This is a genomic window from Iodidimonas gelatinilytica, assembly GCF_008579125.1.
Classification (GTDB): Bacteria; Pseudomonadota; Alphaproteobacteria; order Sphingomonadales; family Rhodothalassiaceae; genus Iodidimonas; species Iodidimonas muriae.
The window spans coordinates 162,187-178,939 of sequence record NZ_BKCL01000002.1; the positions used below are offsets into that span (position 1 = coordinate 162,187).

Sequence of the window (16,753 nt, forward strand, 5' to 3'; positions counted from 1 at the left end):
TCCGAACGTCGCCGTTTGAAAATACGGTGACAGCAAAATGATAAGAATATTCTAATTTAAATCGTTATTCATGTCTTTTGATTTACGCACTTTCTTATGAAAGCGCAGCATGCCGCCGGACCGGCCATGATTGGTTCCGCCTCCGACGAACGCATGAAAAGCCCATAGCGTGGCGACAGGCTTTGCGCGGCTCGTCCTTTTAAGAACCGGCTTTTTATGCAAAACGGCCACCCGATATGGATGGCCGTATTTGGTGTTCTCTTAAGTATCGAGGAAGCTTCTGAGCTTTCGAGAGCGGCTCGGATGCTTGAGCTTGCGCAGGGCTTTCGCCTCGATCTGGCGAATACGCTCGCGGGTCACCGAGAATTGCTGGCCCACCTCTTCCAAAGTGTGATCCGTGTTCATGCCGATGCCGAAACGCATACGCAGCACACGTTCTTCACGCGGTGTCAGGCTGGCGAGAACCCGTGTTGTGGTTTCACGCAGATTGGACTGGATTGCGGAATCCACCGGCAAGATGGCATTCTTGTCTTCGATGAAATCGCCCAGATGGCTGTCTTCCTCATCGCCAATGGGGGTTTCAAGGCTGATCGGCTCTTTGGCGATTTTCATCACCTTGCGGACTTTCTCCAAAGGCATGGACAGCCGCTCGGCCAATTCTTCAGGCGTCGCTTCCCGACCGATTTCATGCAACATCTGGCGGCCTGTGCGTACCAGCTTGTTGATGGTTTCGATCATATGCACCGGAATACGGATGGTGCGGGCCTGATCGGCAATAGAGCGGGTGATGGCCTGCCGGATCCACCATGTGGCATAGGTGGAGAATTTATAGCCGCGGCGATATTCGAATTTATCCACCGCTTTCATCAGGCCGATATTGCCTTCCTGAATGAGATCCAAGAACTGCAAGCCGCGATTGGTGTATTTTTTCGCAATGGAAATAACCAGCCGCAGATTGGCTTCCACCATTTCCTTTTTGGCGATGCGGGCTTCTTTCTCGCCTTTTTGTACCGTGTGCACAATGCGGCGGAATTCCGCCACCTGCAGGCCCGCTTCACTGGCAATTTCAGACACCTGATCGCGGATATTGGCAACAGCACTGGCTTCGGCTGCAGCGAATTTCGCCCATTTTTTGTCTTTGGTGGAGGCGCGTTCCAACCAGTTTTCTTCCAGCTCTTGCCCCATATATTCATTCAGGAAATCAGAACGGGGAATTTTATAGGTTTCCGCCATGCGCAGAACCCGGCCACCCAGAGTCAACAGCCGTTTGTTCAAGGAATACAGCTGATCCACCATTTCTTCGATGCGCAGATTATTGAAACGCACCGAGCGCACAAGCTCTACCAGTTCGGCGCGCAGCTTTTTGTATTTGCGTTCATTGGCGGCGGACAAAACCTCGCCGGAAGCAGCGGCTTCAAGGCGCGCCCCTTGCAAACGGTGCAGCTTTTTATAGGTGGCGGTGATGGTTTCAAACTTCTCAAGGGTTTCGGGTTTGAGATGTTCTTCCATTGCCGACAAGGACATATTGGCCTCGTCGTCATCATCCTCGTCATTGTCCGATGCGGTGGTGTTTTCGGATGCCTCTTCCGAGTCGTCTTTCGGATTGGTGGCTTTTTGTTCGACTTTTTTCGAGTCGTCAGCAACAGATGCAGCCGAGTCGTTGCCAATTTGGGCATCTTCACCGTCTGAATCGTCCTGGGCCGATGCGGCAACAGCGGCGTCTGGCCCGCCTCCCATGGTGGCATCCAGATCGATGATGTCCCGTAACAGCATATTCCCTTCATTCAGGGCCTCGGACCACGAAACCAGTGCCTGGAAGGTAAGAGGGCTTTCGCACAAGCCCAAAATCATCGTTTCCCGCCCGGCTTCGATGCGTTTTGCTATGGCGATCTCGCCCTCACGGGAGAGCAATTCCACCGAGCCCATTTCCCGCAAATACATGCGCACGGGATCATCGGTGCGATCATTTTCCGATTTTACTTCAGAGACTTTGAAGGTTTCTTCTTCTTCCTCGTCCTTATCGTCATCCTCGTCGTCATCCTCGGCCTCGGCTTTGCCGGCCGGGCTGGATTTGGTGGACTTTGCCCGACTCCGGGCTGCGGCTTTTTTCTTGGCTGGCTTCGCGCTTGCCTCTTCCGTGTCACTGTCTTCGTCGGGGTCTTCACCCTCGATGACATTGATCCCCATTTCCGACAGGAGGCTCATAACGTCTTCGATTTTCTCCGACGACATTTCCTCGCTCGGAAGCGCCTTGTTCAGCTCGTCATAAGAGATATATCCGCGTTCTTTGGCGCGAAGAATCATCTTTTTGACGGAGGCTTCGCTCAAATCGAGAATGGGGCTGTCGCCGTCCTCGCCTGCGTCAATGGCGTCATGTGCTTCAGGCTGGCTGCCATATTTTCTGTCTCTTGCTTTCAAAATCGTCCGGTGCGCGTACGACCAATGCGATGCGCCATCCAGAATGGTTCTGTAACCGTGTCGTTCCAGTTCGTTTCCGTCTGTCTCAAGTCATTCCCATGTGATCGACGTCACTCAACGGGTCTTTAAATTCGCTTAAATTGGCCGAAATACATAGCCTTCCAATTCGGCTTCCGTGCCTTCGGCCTTGTCGAATTCCCGCTTTAACTGAATAAGATGCCGCAGAGTGTCGTCGCTCCCGTTTTTACGATAGGCTGCCTCGATGGCGGCAATCTCCCGTTTTAGCGCCAAACGGCGCAAGCGTGCCATCACATGGCACCAGCCTATCTCCGCTTCACGCACTGTGGCATCGGGCCATGCGGACCAAGCCGGTCTTAACAAAGGTGCACGCATAAGATGCGCCACGGTTTCCCCAAATCCGTTCTTAGCCAAATGGTCCTTCAGAGTATCAGGATCAAGACCTTGATCGGAACTCAGCGTGACTAGGAGTTCCAGACGCAATTTGTCAAGCACGCTGTCGGTGAAATCAAGCCCGGCCAGCTCTTCGGCATGAGATTGTGCAAGCGCCGGATGATTGATGGCATAAAGGCAAATCAGTTGTTCAAACAAATGAAGGTCTTCACGAAGGCCCGATCGCGCCAAACGGCTGGCTTTCAGTTGTGGTGAAGCCGGGCCGGACATGGCCTGGGATCTGCCCCAGGGCGATTTTTTGTTGCCGCCTTGCTGGTTTCTGTTGGCCTGCCCTTTCGAGAAAGAACGTCCTTTCGTGCGAAAGGTTTGGAAAAAACGGTCCCGAAAGTCCCGCATATAAAAGCCGCGAATTTTTTCATCGCTGATATCGGCAAGGCGGGAGAATACATTTTTTTCCAGGCCGGCACGCCGTTCGGGGGTGGACGCATCAACGCCTTCGGTCAGGCTGCGCCACAACAGGTCAGACAAAGGTTCGGCGGCTTTCAAGACCGCTTCCATGGCTTCTTTCCCTTCGCGGCGGACCAGATCGTCGGGATCAAGGCCTTTGGGCAGCAAGGCAAAGCGTAAAGAGTGGCCGGGCTTCAAAAGCGGCAAAGCCCGTTCGGCGGCACGGCTGGCCGCGCGCACCCCGGCGGTATCGCCATCAAAGCATAGCACCGGCTCGGCGCTGAGCTTCCATAAAGCCTTGATCTGCTCAGGGGTGAGGGCGGTGCCAAGGGGGGCAACCGCATTTGCAAGACCGGCCTGGGCCAAAGCGATCACATCCATATAGCCTTCCACGGCAACAACCGTGCCGCTTTCATGGGCGGCTTTGCGGGCGCCGGCCAGATTGTAAAGCGTGCGGCCTTTGTGAAAGAGCGTCGTTTCCGGGCTGTTGAGATATTTTGCAGGATTGTCTTTTTCCATGGAGCGGCCACCAAAAGCGACCACCCGGCCTTGTCGGTCGGTGATGGGAAAGATGATCCGGTTGCGGAAATAGGAATAGGGCTTGCCCCCTTTATCCGAGCGTTTGAGCAAGCCCACATCGATCAGTTGGTCCAGCTTTATGCCGCGTGCGGTCAAGGCATCATGCACCGCGTCATAAGAATCGGGGGCAAATCCCAAGCGGAATGCCATCATGGTGCGCGGATCAAGGCCGCGATCCGCAAGATAGGCCCGCGCTGCCCGACCCGCGCTGCCGCCCAACTGCTGCTGGAACCAAGTGGTGGCCGTTTCCATGACATCATGCAGATTGGCGGCGACGGCGGCGCGTTTTCGCTCTTCCAGGTCGGGGCGGGGCATGGGAACCCCGGCCAGATCCGCCAGATGCTCCACCGCTTCGGGAAAGCTCAGGCCCTCGGTTTCCATCAGCCAGCCGATGGCATCGCCATGCGCCCCACAGCCGAAGCAGTGGTAGAAATTCTTGTCTTCCACCACATGGAAGGACGGCGTTTTTTCATTGTGGAACGGGCAAAGGCCCTTGAGATCACGGCCCGCCCGCGTCAGCTTGACCTTGCGCCCCACCAGATCGCCAATGGGGACCCGATCACGCAACTCATCCATGAAACGTGGTTGAAAACGCATCATTCTATCCGTTTTCGTAAGCCCTGATTTTTCCCGCTACGGGGAAAGCTGATTGTTTCGGGTGCGAAACTATACCACAGCCAAATTGGCCCGGCATGTCATTCATTGCGATAAAAGGGCTTTGATCTGCTTGCTGGCCTTCGAGAAATCCATTTTGCCTGCATAACGCTCTTTCAAGACAGCCATGCAGCGGCCAATATCTTTCAAAGAGGTGGCCTCCAATTCTTCAACCACGGCCTTGCAGGCGGCCAAAATTTCGCCGTCACCCAATTGACGGGGCAAGAAGCCTTCAATAACGGCGATTTCCTCGCGCTCTTTTTCCGCCAGTTCCAGCCGTCCGCCTTCTTCATAGGCGGTGATGCTGTCTTGCCGCTGCTTGATCATGCGGGTCATGATTTCCGAGATGATCACGTCATCATCGCGTTCATCCGCTTCGGTGCGGCGGACAATATCGCGGTCCTTCACGGAGGCCAGAATCAGGCGCAATGTGGACACTTTGCGCGGTTCGCGGGCGCGCATGGCATCTTTCACTGCCGCATTCAGTTTTTCGCGTAACGTCATTCTTTCAATCCCTGTTTCTCAATCACCGTGGCGGCTCTTTTTTATCGATTATGATCGGGCTGAGTCGCTTCGGTTTTTGCAGTATCCCTGACCGGTGGGCGGAACTGCTGTTGGCTATTTATGTAACATATTGTTATTGTTCATCATTTTAGTGTCGTCCTTGGCTTGACCTTGCGCCCCGCTTTCACTAATCTCCGCCCCGATTTTGAACGCTCAGTGTCAGATGTCCTGATGCGGACTCACTAACCCTATCTGAAGGCACCTGCAACCAGGCAATGTGCCGATTAAAATGCGAGGGCCGTCCCGACCATGGAATATCCCAAAATGCCGACACCGCCCCGTGACGATATCACAGCGGCTTTGGTTTTGGCGGATGGAAGTGTGTATTGGGGCATCGGCATCGGTGCTGTCGGGAATGCCGTAGGGGAAGTGTGCTTCAACACCGCCATGACCGGCTATCAGGAAATCCTGACAGACCCGAGCTATGCCGGGCAAATCATCACCTTCACCTGCCCCCATATCGGAAATGTGGGAACCAATGCGGACGATATGGAATCGGCCCGCTCTGCTGCACGAGGGTTCATTGTGCGTGAGCCGGTATCGGCCCCATCCAATTGGCGCGCCGAACAGGGCTTGTGCGATTGGGCGAAGGCGCAAGGCCTTATCGGCATCAGTGGCGTGGATACCCGCAGGCTGACACGGCAGATCCGCCGCGAGGGTGCCCCCAACGGGGTGATTGCCCATGCCCCTGATGGCCGCTTTGATCTGCCTGCCTTGCTGGCGCAGGCGCGGGACTGGCCGGGGCTGCAAGGCATGGAACTGGCACGCAGTGTCACCACCGGTCAGGCTTATGAATGGACGCAAACCCTGTGGCGGATTGATGGTGGCTATGGCGATATGCGAGCCCCCACGCGCCATGTGGTGGCCATGGATTTCGGAATCAAATATAATATCTTGCGCAATTTGGCCAATGCCGGGGCGCGGGTGACGGTGGTGCCTGCCACATCTTCTTTTGAAGATATTATGGCGCTGGCCCCCGATGGCGTGTTTTTGTCCAACGGGCCGGGCGATCCTGCGGCCACCGCCAGCTATGCGTTGCCGGTGGTGCGTAAATTGCTGGAAAGTGGTTTGCCGGTTTTTGGCATCTGCCTTGGCCATCAGATGTTGGGCTTGGCTATGGGCGGCAAAACCGTGAAAATGCATCAAGGCCATCGCGGGGCCAATCACCCGGTCAAGAATCTGGATACGGGGCGGGTGGCCATTACATCGATGAACCATGCTTTGCCGTGGATCGCAGCGGATTGGCTGAAGATGTCCGCATCACGCAATTGTCCTTGTTTGACGGTACTGTGTGCGCATTGGAGATGGATGGAGGGCGGGTATTTTCCGTTCAACAACACCCTGAAGCCTCACCGGGACCGCAAGACAATTTCGATCTGTTTGAAACATTCGTCGCAGGGGCTTCTTCTGGGGCGTGACATATGAGAGCCGCAAGCCCTTATGGGCAGGCGGTTTAGGACTGGAACCTTGCTGGGCCACACGCATGACATGGTGCGTTGTGGCCCTTCATTCGGGAGTTTGCCGCGATCATGCCCAAACGCACGGACATTTCATCCATTCTGATTATCGGGGCCGGACCGATCGTTATTGGGCAGGCTTGCGAGTTCGATTATTCCGGCACGCAAGCGGTGAAGGCGCTCAAAGAGGAAGGCTACCGGGTTATTCTGGTGAATTCCAACCCGGCGACCATCATGACAGACCCGGAACTGGCCGATGCCACTTATGTGGAGCCGATTACGCCTGAAATGGTGGAAAAAATCATCGCGCGGGAACGGCCGGATGCCCTGCTGCCCACCATGGGCGGCCAGACGGCGCTGAATACGGCATTGGCCTTATCGAAAAACGGCGTTCTAAAGCGCTATGGCGTTGCCATGATCGGCGCCAATGAAGAGGCCATCAACAAGGCGGAAGACCGGCAATTGTTCCGGACGGCGATGGATAAAATCGGCCTTGAAAGCCCCAAATCCGCTGTGGCGCACAGCTTGGCCGAAGCGCAAGACGTGCTGGAACAGGTGGGGCTGCCCGCCATTATTCGTCCGTCCTTCACCATGGGCGGCACCGGCGGCGGCATTGCTATAACAAAGAAGAATTCGAGCAGATCATCAAATCGGGCCTTGATGCGTCGCCGGTAGATGAAGTGCTGGTGGAAGAATCGGTGCTGGGTTGGAAAGAATATGAAATGGAGGTGGTGCGCGATCGCGCGGACAATTGCATCATCATCTGTTCCATCGAGAATCTTGATCCCATGGGGGTGCATACCGGCGACTCGATCACCGTTGCCCCGGCCTTGACACTGACCGACAAGGAATATCAGGTCATGCGCAATGCCTCTATTGCGGTATTGCGAGAGATCGGCGTGGAAACCGGCGGCTCCAATGTCCAGTTCGCGGTGAACCCGAAAACCGGACGGTTGGTGGTGATCGAGATGAATCCGCGTGTGTCGCGGTCATCGGCGCTGGCCTCCAAAGCCACGGGCTTCCCCATTGCCAAGATCGCCGCCAAGTTGGCGGTGGGCTATACGCTGGATGAACTGGACAATGATATCACCGGCGTGACACCGGCATCTTTCGAGCCGACCATTGATTATGTGGTCACCAAGGTGCCGCGCTTTACCTTTGAAAAATTCCCCCATACCTCGGCCTTGCTGACCACATCGATGAAATCGGTGGGGGAAGCCATGGCCATCGGGCGGTCTTTCCCTGAAAGCCTGCAAAAGGCTCTGCGGTCCATGGAAACGGGGTTGACCGGCCTTGATGATGTAAAGATCGATGGTTACGACCCCGAACAGCCGGATGAAAACACCATTTCGGCCAGTCTTGTGCAGCCGTCACCGGACCGGTTGTTGCGTATTGCGCAGGCTTTTCGCCTAGGGATGACCGTGGATCAGGTTGCCGCCATCACCAAATATGATCCGTGGATTCTGGGCCAGATCAAGCGCATCACCGATGCGGAAGCGGATATTCTCGCCAAGGGCCTTCCGAGCGAAAGCGCAGGATTGCTGGGTCTCAAGAAGCTGGGCTTTTCCGATGAGCGTTTGGCGCATCTGGCGTCGACCACGCCTAAGGATGTGGCGGCTTTGCGTGATCGCGCGGGGGTGTGCCCGGTGTTCAAGCGCATTGATACCTGTGCGGGCGAGTTTGACGCCCAAACGCCTTATCTTTATTCCGCTTATGAAAACGGCATCTCCAATATCCTGACCGGCGAAACCTTGCCCGCAGAAGATGAAGCGGATGTCAGCGATCGGCGCAAGGTGATGATTCTGGGCGGCGGGCCCAACCGCATCGGGCAGGGCATCGAATTTGATTATTGCTGCTGCCATGCCTGTTTTGCGCTGTCGGATGCAGGCTATGAAACCATCATGGTGAACTGCAATCCGGAAACGGTATCCACCGATTATGACACCTCGGATCGGCTGTATTTCGAGCCGCTGACCCTGGAAACGGTGCTGGATATCGTCCGGACAGAGCAGGCGAAAGGCGATTTCCTTGGTGTGATCGTCCAGTTTGGCGGCCAGACACCCTTGAAACTGGCCAAGGGGCTGGAACAGGCGGGCGTTCCTATTCTGGGCACCAGCACCGATGCCATCGACCGGGCTGAAGACCGCGACCGTTTTGCAGAGATGCTGACTGATCTGGGGCTGAAACAGCCCCCCAACGGCCTTGCCCGCACGCGGGAAGAAGCGGTGTGCATCGCTGAACGAATCGGCTTTCCGGTGCTGTTGCGCCCCTCTTATGTTTTGGGAGGGCGGGCCATGGAAATCGTCTATGACCATACCCAGCTTGACCGTTATATCCGCGAAGCCGTGCGTGTGTCCGGCGATAGTCCGGTCTTGGTGGATGGCTATTTGCGTGATGCCATTGAGGTGGATGTGGATGCGCTGTCTGATGGCACCGACGTTTATGTGGCCGGAGTGATGGAGCATATCGAAGAAGCGGGAATCCATTCCGGCGATAGCGCCTGCTCTTTGCCGCCTTATTCCCTGAACGACGATATCATCGCCGAAATCGGCCGCCAGACCCGCGCTTTGGCGTTGGAACTGGGCGTGAAGGGCTTGATGAATGTGCAGTTTGCGGTGCGCGGGACGGATATTTTCCTGATCGAGGTGAACCCCCGTGCCAGCCGCACCGTGCCCTTTGTTGCCAAGCTACCGGCATTCCCATCGCCAAGATCGCGGCCCGCCTGATGGCCGGGGAAAAGCTTTCGGATTTCGATCTGACACCTTTCCCGCGCCGCCATGTGGCCGTGAAAGAAGCGGTGTTCCCGTTTGCGCGTTTCCCCGGTGTCGATGTGATTTTGGGGCCGGAAATGCGCTCCACTGGTGAGGTGATGGGCCTTGATGTGAGCTTTGACCGGGCCTTTTTAAAAAGCCAGATCGCGGCGGGAACGATTTTGCCCGAACAAGGGCTGGTCTTCATTTCGGTGCGGGATACGGATAAAGACGCCATCGTGCCCGTGGCGCGTGAATTGCTGTCATTGGGTTTCGATCTGATTGCCACACGCGGCACCGCAGGCTTTTTGGCGGAACACGGGATCGAGGTGCGAATCGTCAATAAAGTGGCCGAGGGCCGTCCCCATATTGTTGATCTGCTAAAGGACGGCGAAATCGATTTGATGTTCAACACCACGTCAAGCGGCCAGTCCATCGCCGATTCTTATGAAATCCGGCGCAGTGCCTTGATTATGGGCACTCCCTATTACACGACCATGGCTGGCGCCCGCGCTGCTGTGAAAGCCCTTGGCACTGGAAAGCGCGGAACCCTTGAAGTTGCGCCCCTGCAATCCTACGCTATGCGTTCGGGCTGATTCTGGCCATTGTCCAGAATGGAGCTCGCCGTTCGCCGGCCGCTTGTTTTGGAGCTTATGGCTCCTGCGTGCGACCGGCGTTTGATTTAAAATAATTTGCAATAAGAGCACGAAAGATGACCGAAAAAGTCCCTATGCTGGCCTCCGGTTTCAACAGCCTCAAGGCAGAGCTGCAACAATTGAAGACCGTCGAACGGCCAGCCGTCGTCAGAGCGATTGAAGAGGCGCGGGCCCATGGCGATCTTTCTGAAAATGCCGAATATCATGCGGCGAAAGAAAAGCAGGGCATGATCGAAGCGCGGGTGATGGAACTGGAAGACAGTCTCAGCCGTGCCGAGGTGATCGACCCCACCACCCTGAAGGGGGATAAGGTGATGTTCGGAGCCACGGTGACCTTGCTGGATGAGGATGATAAATCCACCACCTACCAGATCGTCGGCGTGGAAGAAGCCGATGTGAAGCAAGGGCGGATTTCCTTCACCTCGCCCATCGGGCGGTCGATGATTGGCCGGTCTTTGGGGGACGAGGTGGAAGTGATCACCCCGTCTGGTGAGAAATATTTCGAGATCGAAAAAATCGAATTCAAATAAGCGAATCGGGGGAGGGTGCATCGGGCATCCTTTCCCGCTCCTTTCGGCGTTTTTCAGCCATATCATCAAGATGTTGGAAGGCTGCGGCGACCGCAGAGGGGCCATCGGTTTCACTACCGGTGATTCTTTGCTGTGCGTCCGCATCCACCGGCTGCAAAAGCCAATCCACCCCCGTTTGTGTTGGCACCAGTTCCAAAACGAATCCGTCTGCGAACCCGTCTTTCTTTTCCAGGCTGTCGGGGTCTGCGTCTATGGGCCAAAGGATCGCCAAATGCTTAATCGCCAGAATTTGGTGCGGGGAACGCCTTTGATTTCTGTTGCAAGGTCGTGCGCGGTTACCGGAGTGCCGTTTTCCAATTTCCAACGGGTGGTCGCGGGTTTTGAAAAATGTGTCATGGGCCATCTTATCATGGAATTTCAGGGTGCAGCCATGCCCCTCTTAAAGTGCTTTGACCATCGGGATTAATTTTTCGTGAAGGGGTGTTTATTCGCAGGCTCGACACCAGATGAACGGGGACTGTCCATGTGGTCGGTTTTAGGAAAAAGTCCGTACAGAAGGAGGACATAGTCATGTCTGAGTTTACATTTCACGATACAGCAAGCGCGCCGGAAGGATCCAAGGGGATTTTGCAGAAGGCGGAGGGAAAATACGGATTTGTTCCAAATATTCTCCGTGGTCTGGCCGATGCACCGGCAGCTCTTGAAGGTTATGCAACCCTTTCCGGCATTTACGACAAGGCCAGCCTCAGCCCTGTGGAACGCCAGGTGGTTTTGCTGGCCACGAGCTTTGAAAACGGGTGCAGCTATTGCATGGCGGCCCATTCCGGCGCTGCCAAAATGGCGCAGATGGATGATGCTGTCTTAAAAGCATTGCGGACTGGCACCGAACTTCCCGATGCGAAGCTCCAAGCATTGCGGGCCTTCACCCAAGCTGTTGTGGAAAAGCGCGGCTATGCGGATGAAAGCGATCTGAAGGCATTTTTCGATGCCGGTTATTCCAAGCAGAATGTGTTGGAAGTGGTGTTGGGCATTACGCTCAAAACCCTGTCTAATTACAGCAATCATATGATGGAGCCGAAGCTGGACGAGCAGTTCAAACCGCTTGAATGGACAGCTCCGAAAAGCGAAGCAGCCCAATAAGGCGCTTCTATCTGCGGGTGGGGTATCTCGCCCGCAGAAAACGCAAAATTCCATAAAGAAAACCGGCCTGAAGCACGCTTCAAGCCGGTTTTATTCATTGGTCGTGTTTTGGAATCAATCGCCTTTGGGCGCGATCACTTGACGACCACGATACATGCCGGTCTTCAGGTCCACATGGTGACGCAGAACATATTCGCCGGTATGCGGATCTTCTTGATAATTGACCCGCTCCAGCTTGTCGTGAGCGCGGCGATTGCCACGGCGCATCGGCGACACTTTTCTTTTAGGTACAGCCATCTCGTCCTCATCTACCCGATGCCGCACCGCTGTTCGGCGCGAGCCAAATTCCGATTTGTTCAAGAAAGGGGGCGGCAAAAGACGCACATATCCCGATCCCGAATTGAGCGGCGGACAATAAGCGGGCTTTCTTTGAAAATCAAGACCGATCTTTGTCGGCAATTTACCGCATATGGGGCGAAGAAAAAAAACCACAGGCTGCACTGCCATGATCGGGCGGAAAGATGGTCCTTCTTTTTAGAAACCGCCTTTATGAAATCGTAAGTTCCGTCTTATGCAGCAAGGGATTGGTTGCCTCGAAGCGATGATCGGCCTAGACAGGAAAGCTCGTTTTTATCGCTTATGATCGGGATCAGGAAGAGACCCATTATGTTTGAAAAGATTCTCATTGCAAATCGGGGCGAGATCGCCTGCCGCATCATCAAAACTGCCAAACGCATGGGAATCAGAACTGTCGCCGTTTATTCTGATGCCGATGCGGATGCCCTGCATGTGGAAATGGCCGACGAGCATGTGCATATCGGGGCAGCCCCTGCAGCGCAAAGCTATTTGCTGGCTGATAAGATCATCAAGGCGGCGAAAGATACGGGCGCGCAGGCCATTCATCCTGGTTTCGGGTTTTTATCGGAAAATGCGAAATTCGTAGAGGCGGTAGAAGCGGCGGGTCTTGTCTTCATCGGCCCCACGATCCATGCCATTTCAGCCATGGGCGATAAGATCGAATCGAAGCGGCTGGCTCAGAAAGCCGGTGTGTCCACCGTTCCCGGCTATATCGGTGAAATTGCCGATGATGACGAAGCGGTGAAAATCGCGGCGGACATCGGCTATCCGGTGATGATCAAGGCATCGGCGGGCGGTGGCGGCAAGGGCATGCGCATTGCGTGGGATGAAGAGGAATGTCGGGAAGGCTTTCTCTCGGCACGGTCGGAAGCGCGGTCCAGCTTTGGCGATGAGCGTATTTTCATCGAGAAATATATTGTCGAGCCGCGCCATATCGAAATCCAGATTCTGGGCGATAGCCAAGGCACCGTTTTGTATCTGGGGGAGCGGGAATGTTCGATCCAGCGTCGCCATCAAAAGGTGATCGAGGAAGCCCCGTCGCCCTTCATTGACGAGGCCACCCGCAAAGCCATGGGCGAACAGGCGGTGGCGCTTTCCAAAGCGGTGGATTATCGCTCGGCCGGGACCGTGGAATTCATCGTTGATAAAGACCGCAATTTCTATTTTCTGGAAATGAATACCCGCCTTCAGGTGGAGCATCCTGTCACGGAAATGATCACCGGGCTGGATCTGGTCGAGCAAATGATCAAAGTGGCGGCCGGTCAGCCCTTGGGCATGACGCAAGAGGATATCCGGTTGACGGGATGGGCCATTGAAAGCCGCATATATGCCGAAGATCCCTACCGCAATTTCCTGCCTTCCATTGGCCGCCTGACCCGTTACCGCCCCCCTTCGGAAACCGGGTCCGTGCGGAATGATACCGGCGTATTCGAAGGCGCGGAAATCTCCATGTATTATGATCCGATGATCGCTAAATTGGCCACATGGGGCGAAACCCGTGAGGCCGCTTTGGCGGAAATGCGCACCAGTCTGGACCAGTTTTATATCCGCGGCATCGCCCATAATATACCGTTTCTGGGCGCGGTGATGGCTCATCCGCGCTTTGCCGAAGGGCGGTTGAGCACCAATTTCATCGCAGAAGAATATCCCGACGGCTTTGAAGGCGGGGTGATGACGCCGGAGATCGAGCTGGCCATGCGTGCTGCGGCCTGTTTCATTCATGCGGTGGAAACATCGCGCGATTCCCAGATGCCGGGGCGCATTGCGTCTGTGGCGGCGGTGCAAAGCCGCGAATGGATCATCCATCTGGACGATAGCCATATAAGCGCCCGCATTTATCCGTCACAGGGCGGGGCCACATTGGTGATGGGCGGCAAAAGTTTTGAACTGGCCAGCGATTGGACACCGGGCAAGACGGTGTTTTCCGGCACGATCGACGGACGGTCGGTCACGTTGGAGCTGGACCGGCTGAATATGGGCTATCAATTGTCCACCAGCGGTGTGTCCAAAACCGTCACTGTGCTTTCCCCGCATGTGGACCGGTTGATGACCCATATGCCGGAAAAGATAGAGGCCGATACCTCGAAATTCCTGCTTTGCCCCATGCCGGGCCTTGTGGTGGCCATCAATGTGGCCGAAGGCGACGAGGTGAAAGCCGGGCAGGCTTTGGCGGTGGTGGAAGCCATGAAGATGGAAAATATCCTGCGCGCCGAGCGCGATGGTACCGTGTCGGCGATCAAGGCAGGGGTTGGTGATAGCCTTGCCGTGGATCAGGTGATTCTGGAATTTGAATGAGCCCGGAGTGTCTGCGGTTCTCTATGATCATTCCCGGACTTGACCCGGGAATCCCGTTCTTGGCTTATGGCACAGTGTGGATCGACCGGACTGGACCCTCAGGTCAAACCCGGGGATGACGGTTAATTTGCACAGGATGAATGGAGGCGGATAAAGAGCAACAGTTCTTGTCTTAATCCGAGGCGGTTGCCGCTTTTGCCAAGGCCGTTATCAGGCCGGTCATTTTCTTTGTAATCGCCTCGCCATTTTTCAGGCTGTGGCGATGAACGAGAAAGTGCGGATCGTTGAACGCCACAAAGACCTGGCCATTTTCTGCTTCATAAACCAATGCCTTCAAGGGCAGATCGATCCCCATTGTCTGGGCGTTTTGCATCAAGGGTGTGCCGCCTTCGGGATTGCCGAAAATCAGCAATTGGGTGGGGCGCAGGTCCATGTCGATAGAGCGGGCGCCCGCTTGGTGATCGATGCGCGCAAAGACCTTGAAGCCGCGTTGGGTAATGGCGGCTTCCAAACGGTCCATGGTGGCTGCAACGCTGTCACTGGCTTCAAAGCGCAACAGCCCCGATATGTTTTGGCTATCCGCATGGTCGCCCGCATGGGCGGTGCGAAAGAAAAACATGAACAAAAGGACAAGAAATACAAAAATAGAGCGCATCACAGTCTCCGAAAGGGGAGGACGAAAGCAAAACAGGGCGCCAGCATAACGCCATTCCGATATGAAAAAAAGCCGTGACGCAAGGTGCGCCACGGCTTCTTCGACTGTAGGTGTATCCGAAGATACAGCAAGCATAAGGGGAAAGGCTTAGAAGCCCATACCACCCATGCCGCCCATACCACCCATGCCGCCCATATCGGGCATGCCACCGGCAGCACCGGCAGCGTCTGATTTGTCTTCAGGCGCATCGGCGATCAAGGCTTCGGTGGTGATCAGCAGACCTGCGATGGATGCAGCGTCTTGCAAAGCATGGCGCACGACCTTGGTGGGGTCGATAATGCCGCGCTCAACCAGATTGCCATATTCTTCCTTCTGGGCATCGAAACCGAAATTGGTGTCTTTCTGCTCGAGAAGTTTGCCGGCAATCACGGCACCATCGAAACCGGCATTGGCAGCAATCTGGCGAACCGGAGCTTCCAAAGCGCGACGGACAAGGGCAATGCCGCGTGTCTGATCGTCGTTTTCGCCTTTGAGATCGGCCAGAATGCGGGTGGCATAAAGAAGAGCCGTACCGCCACCGGCAACAATGCCTTCTTCCACAGCTGCACGGGTTGCATGCAGGGCATCATCAACGCGGTCTTTGCGTTCTTTCACTTCCGATTCGGTCACGCCGCCGACTTTGATCACGGCCACGCCGCCAGACAGCTTGGCAAGACGTTCTTGCAGCTTTTCCTTGTCATAGTCGGAATTCGTGGATTCCACCTGGGCGCGGATCTGTTCGCAACGGGCCCGGATGTCGTCGCCATCGCCGGCGCCACCAACGATGGTGGTGTCGTCTTTGGTGATGGTAACCGACTTGGCTGTGCCCAGCATGTCGAGCGTGACATTTTCAAGCTTGATGCCAAGATCTTCCGAGATCACCTGACCCTTGGACAGGATGGCGATGTCTTCCAGCATGGCTTTGCGGCGATCGCCGAAGCCAGGGGCTTTCACAGCAGCAACCTTGAGGCCACCGCGCAGCTTGTTGACCACCAAAGTGGCAAGGGCTTCGCCTTCCACATCTTCGGCAATGATCAAAAGCGGACGGCTGGACTGCACAACGGCTTCCAGAATCGGCAGCATGGCTTGCAGGTTCGACAGTTTCTTTTCGAACAGCAAGATGAAGGGGTTCTCAAGCTCGGTCACCATCTTTTCGGAGTTGGTGATGAAATAAGGCGAGAGATAGCCACGGTCGAACTGCATGCCTTCAACGACATCCAATTCGCTTTCAAGGCCTTTGGCTTCTTCGACGGTGATCACACCTTCTTTGCCAACCTTGTCCATTGCTTCGGCGATCATGTGCCCGACAGCGGCTTCGCCATTGGCGGAAATGGTGCCGACCTGCTCGATTTCGCTGGAGGAGGCAATGTCTTTGGAGCGGGACTTGATGTCTTCCACGACTTTGGTGACAGCAAGTTCGATGCCGCGCTTCAGATCCATCGGGTTCATGCCGGCGGCAACAGCTTTGGCGCCTTCCTGAACGATGGACTGGGCAAGAACGGTGGCGGTGGTGGTGCCGTCGCCAGCCATATCATTGGTGCGGGAGGCCACTTCTTTGACCATCTGCGCGCCCATATTTTCGAACTTGTCTTTCAGTTCGATTTCTTTGGCAACGCTCACACCGTCTTTGGTGATGCGCGGGGCACCGAATGATTTGTCGATCACCACATTGCGGCCTTTGGGGCCCAGTGTCACTTTAACAGCATTGGCAAGCGTATCGACGCCACGCAGAATACGGGCGCGGGCATCAGCGTGGAATTTAACTTCCTTGGCAGCCATGGACTGACTCCTTGTTTCAATG

General features: G+C 55.5%; 10 protein-coding genes and 2 pseudogenes. 5 read left to right on the plus strand and 7 right to left on the minus strand.

Features of this window, described 5'->3' with window-relative positions; genetic code table 11:
* Positions 1 to 261: 261 nt before the first annotated feature.
* The 3 genes from rpoD to JCM17844_RS03755 all read right to left on the minus strand — a co-directional run bounded on the left by rpoD (position 262) and on the right by JCM17844_RS03755 (position 5,013).
* Complete coding sequence (rpoD, locus tag JCM17844_RS03745; protein ID WP_210431299.1) at positions 262 to 2,418, minus strand: RNA polymerase sigma factor RpoD; 2,157 nt, start codon at positions 2,416 to 2,418, stop codon at positions 262 to 264.
* Between the two features lie 135 nt (positions 2,419 to 2,553).
* The gene (gene dnaG / locus JCM17844_RS03750) at positions 2,554 to 4,455 is read right to left on the minus strand and encodes a DNA primase (RefSeq protein ID WP_149999734.1); all 1,902 of its coding nucleotides are present in this window, start codon (positions 4,453 to 4,455) and stop codon (positions 2,554 to 2,556) included.
* 99 nt (positions 4,456 to 4,554) lie between these two features.
* Positions 4,555 to 5,013 (minus strand): GatB/YqeY domain-containing protein, encoded by a 459-nt coding sequence (locus JCM17844_RS03755; RefSeq protein ID WP_149999735.1) that lies wholly within the window; start codon positions 5,011 to 5,013, stop codon positions 4,555 to 4,557.
* A gap of 309 nt (positions 5,014 to 5,322) precedes the next feature.
* Here JCM17844_RS03755 and carA point away from each other — a divergent pair.
* From carA to greA, 3 genes and pseudogenes are all read left to right on the plus strand, one after another.
* Positions 5,323 to 6,491, plus strand: a pseudogene (gene carA, locus JCM17844_RS03760) (glutamine-hydrolyzing carbamoyl-phosphate synthase small subunit).
* A gap of 111 nt (positions 6,492 to 6,602) precedes the next feature.
* Positions 6,603 to 9,876 (plus strand): annotated as a pseudogene (carB, locus tag JCM17844_RS03765) (carbamoyl-phosphate synthase large subunit).
* Between the two features lie 116 nt (positions 9,877 to 9,992).
* Positions 9,993 to 10,466: a transcription elongation factor GreA gene (gene greA / locus JCM17844_RS03770; protein ID WP_149999736.1), complete on the plus strand. Its 474-nt coding sequence runs from the start codon at positions 9,993 to 9,995 to the stop codon at positions 10,464 to 10,466.
* Here greA and JCM17844_RS03775 read toward each other — a convergent pair.
* Positions 10,459 to 10,737 carry a hypothetical protein gene (locus JCM17844_RS03775; protein WP_149999737.1) on the minus strand — a complete coding sequence of 93 codons (279 nt, stop codon included), beginning with the start codon at positions 10,735 to 10,737 and terminating at the stop codon, positions 10,459 to 10,461. The genes greA and JCM17844_RS03775 overlap by 8 nt on opposite strands.
* A gap of 299 nt (positions 10,738 to 11,036) precedes the next feature.
* On the opposite strand from JCM17844_RS03775, the gene JCM17844_RS03780 reads away from it, so the two are divergent.
* Positions 11,037 to 11,606, plus strand: coding sequence for a carboxymuconolactone decarboxylase family protein (locus JCM17844_RS03780; protein ID WP_149999738.1), 570 nt, complete (start codon positions 11,037 to 11,039; stop codon positions 11,604 to 11,606).
* A 114-nt stretch (positions 11,607 to 11,720) separates the two neighbouring features.
* Here the strand turns inward: JCM17844_RS03780 and rpmF are convergent, their stop codons facing one another.
* Complete coding sequence (gene rpmF, locus JCM17844_RS03785; protein WP_149999898.1) at positions 11,721 to 11,903, minus strand: 50S ribosomal protein L32; 183 nt, start codon at positions 11,901 to 11,903, stop codon at positions 11,721 to 11,723.
* A gap of 369 nt (positions 11,904 to 12,272) precedes the next feature.
* Here rpmF and JCM17844_RS03790 point away from each other — a divergent pair, with 369 nt between their 5' ends.
* Positions 12,273 to 14,258: an acetyl-CoA carboxylase biotin carboxylase subunit gene (locus tag JCM17844_RS03790; RefSeq protein WP_149999739.1), complete on the plus strand. Its 1,986-nt coding sequence runs from the start codon at positions 12,273 to 12,275 to the stop codon at positions 14,256 to 14,258.
* Positions 14,259 to 14,430: 172 nt separating this feature from the next.
* Here the strand turns inward: JCM17844_RS03790 and JCM17844_RS03795 are convergent, their stop codons facing one another.
* Both JCM17844_RS03795 and groL read right to left on the minus strand, forming a co-directional pair.
* Positions 14,431 to 14,913, minus strand: coding sequence for a DUF302 domain-containing protein (locus JCM17844_RS03795; RefSeq protein ID WP_210431300.1), 483 nt, complete (start codon positions 14,911 to 14,913; stop codon positions 14,431 to 14,433).
* A gap of 147 nt (positions 14,914 to 15,060) precedes the next feature.
* On the minus strand, positions 15,061 to 16,731 hold the full coding sequence (gene groL / locus JCM17844_RS03800; protein WP_149999740.1) for a chaperonin GroEL: 1,671 nt from the start codon (positions 16,729 to 16,731) through the stop codon (positions 15,061 to 15,063).
* Positions 16,732 to 16,753: the final 22 nt, after the last annotated feature.